This is a genomic window from Candidatus Saccharimonadia bacterium (assembly GCA_035544015.1).
GTDB lineage: Bacteria > Patescibacteriota > Saccharimonadia > UBA4664 > UBA4664 > UBA5169.
The window spans coordinates 1-2,515 of record DATKIP010000090.1 but is presented as its reverse complement, the minus strand read 5'-3'; the positions used below and the strand labels follow the sequence as shown (position 1 = coordinate 2,515).

Here is a 2,515-nt window from a genome sequence, read left to right as displayed (position 1 = left end):
CGTCAAAACCAAAACGGGGAAAGCACAATGCCAACCGACGACGAACTCAGAAAAAAGGAAATTGAGGCGCTCTTTTTGCAATTCAACGCTGCGGCTGAAGGAAAGCGGCTCGACGTGATCATGTATGCGGTTGGCATTCTGGTCGCGTCGTGCATTTTTGACATTCCCGAGGCACAACGGCCCCCGGTCTATCGTATCGCCGAAGAACTCGAAGACCTCATTGAACGAGCCATGTTAGAAATAGTGGAAAGGAAAGTGCAATGAGCGACGACGAACTGATGCCGAGCAGCCAACGATCTCGACACTGCACACATCCTTCCGCATCTCTAACCCGACACACCATTCCCCATCGTTCGGGTGCCAAGTGCTGTCCTGCTTCGGACACCCTCTGGAGTGCGCCCCTAATGGTGGACAGTTTTAGGCGGCGGTTTTGACAGTTCGCTGGGCGTGGCGATCCTCGTATTGCGCGGGGCTGAGATAGCCGAGCGCGGAGTGGAGTCTGCGGGTATTGTAGACCTCATCAATGAAGCGTGGAAGGTCGGCCGTAACGTCCTCGAAAGTTTCGTAGGCCATCAGATACACGGCTTCAACCTTGAGAGTCTTCATGAAGCTTTCGGCTTTGGCGTTATCGTATGGATTGCCGCGGCGGCTCATCGAACCTACGAATCCGTGCTCTCGTAAGACAGCGCGATAGGTTTCTGAAGCGTATTGCGACCCACGGTCGGAATGATGCACGCAGCCCCGCGGGGGATTGCGGGCGCTGATGGCGGCCTTGAGCGCAGCAGCTGCCAGCCGCGCATCGATCGAGCGGCTGATGGCATAACCTACGACCCGACGGGACCACGCATCGAGGGTGACAGCCACGTACACGAAGCTGGTCGTGATAGCGACATAGGTGATGTCAGCCACCCAAAGCTGGTTCGGACCATCCAATGTCATGATCGTCGCAAGATTGGGGCAGATCGGATCGTTGTGATCGCTGTCTGTCGTCGCGATGAAACGCCTGCGCGGCTGCGGATTGAGCGCATGCTCGCGCATCAGCCGGCGGACCTTCTTGGCGTTCACCACAAGGCCACGATGACGAAGCTCAGCGTCAACACGCCGATAGCCATAAGTTTCGAACTCGTCGCAAATCGACTTCATCTGCGCAACGACGGTCGCATCGTCCGCGCCTGTGTCGGGCCTATCGTAAAAAGTCGAGCGCGCAATTCCCATTAGCCGGCATCCTTCTGCGATGGAGACGCCGTCGGGCCGGCAATGACGGATGTAGTCGCGCTTCGCGGACGTGGTGCGTTTTTCAGCGCCCCCTTTAAAAATTCGATTTCCAGAGCCTGGCGGCCAACCATGCGCTCCAACGCCACGATCTTGGTTTCGTATTCATGCAGGAGGTCAGCAGCCTGGGCATCCGCGTCCAAGCCGCCGGCTTCATACTTCTCAACCCAAACGCGGATCAGCTGGCGCGAGAGATCGTGCCGCTTGGCGAGCCCATAAAGGGTCTCCCCAGCAATGTACTCCTGCACCACCTGCCGCTTAAACTCGATGCTGTGCGAACGCTGCTGTCTGGCCATGGCTTTCATCTTTCGAAAGCCCAGAACACCTGTCAAATCACTAACTTCAAACTGTCCGGCTCCAGGGGCGCACTCCACAGCTGGGTCAGCTGTTGACCCGGACACACCGTGTCACGCTTTCGGGCGAAGGCCATGCCACTTCAAATGCCTGTTGAAGCGAAAGTGCTTAAATACTCAGCCGCAAGGTTTGGCGGGGTCCTTAAGAAGGGAACACATGCAACGGCGAGAGTTCATTGCGGGACGGCGGCCACTGCAGTCCTGAGCTTTGGTCCCGTCGGGTGATGGACTCACAGACACTTTAGAGCGCCGTCACGAGGGGCGCGCTTTCATCCAGCATGGGCAAAATCGCGTCGCGGGGCTTGGGCGGAAGCATCAGGACGACGCGATCAACGCCGGCGTCACGGTAGCGTTTTAGCGCCTCTAAATCTCGGGGTGCCCCGAAGACGTTGAAGGAGAGCGACGCGGGATCGCGGCCAGCGTCCTTTGCCATTTGACGGAATTGCGGCAGCACCTCGAGCGGATCCAGCTCGCGCCCGCCGATCGGAATCCAGCCGTCGCCGTAGGCGATCGCCCGTCTTGCTGCGTGGGGGAATGCGCCCCCAACAACGATGGGTGGGTAAGGTTTTTGAAGCGGTTTGGGCCACTGCATCATGGGTTCGAACTTGACGAATTCGCCGTCGAATGCCGCCGTCGACTGCGTCCAGATTTGCTTCATCGCCTGGATCCGCTCACGCATCAGCTTGAAGCGGGTTGCAAACGCAGTGCCGTGATTGGCCATCTCCTCCTCGTTCCAACCCCCGCCAACGCCAAAAATGAACCGGCCCGAGGAAAGCTGGTCGACGGTCGATACCTCCTTGGCGGTGTGGATTGGATCGCGCTCGACGACAAGACAGATCCCCGTCGCAAGCTTGATGGTTTTCGTCACCGCGGCGGCAGCGGCCAGCGAG

General features: G+C 58.5%; 4 protein-coding genes. 1 reads left to right on the top strand and 3 read right to left on the bottom strand.

The annotated features are described in order from the left end of the window. Positions 1 to 264: hypothetical protein (locus VMT30_06295; protein ID HVQ44550.1), on the top strand; the 264-nt coding region annotated here is incomplete at its 5' end. Positions 265 to 417: 153 nt separating this feature from the next. Here the strand turns inward: VMT30_06295 and VMT30_06290 are convergent. From VMT30_06290 to VMT30_06280, 3 genes are all read right to left on the bottom strand, one after another. Then, a complete protein-coding gene (locus VMT30_06290; protein ID HVQ44549.1) occupies positions 418 to 1,266 on the bottom strand; it encodes an IS3 family transposase in 849 nt (282 codons plus the stop codon). Further along, on the bottom strand, positions 1,215 to 1,568 hold the full coding sequence (locus tag VMT30_06285; GenBank protein ID HVQ44548.1) for a transposase: 354 nt from the start codon (positions 1,566 to 1,568) through the stop codon (positions 1,215 to 1,217). The genes VMT30_06290 and VMT30_06285 overlap by 52 nt, the downstream gene beginning before the upstream one ends. Positions 1,569 to 1,866: 298 nt before the next feature. Beyond that, positions 1,867 to 2,515 (bottom strand): TIGR03619 family F420-dependent LLM class oxidoreductase (locus VMT30_06280; protein HVQ44547.1); only part of this gene is annotated, 649 nt, incomplete at its 5' end.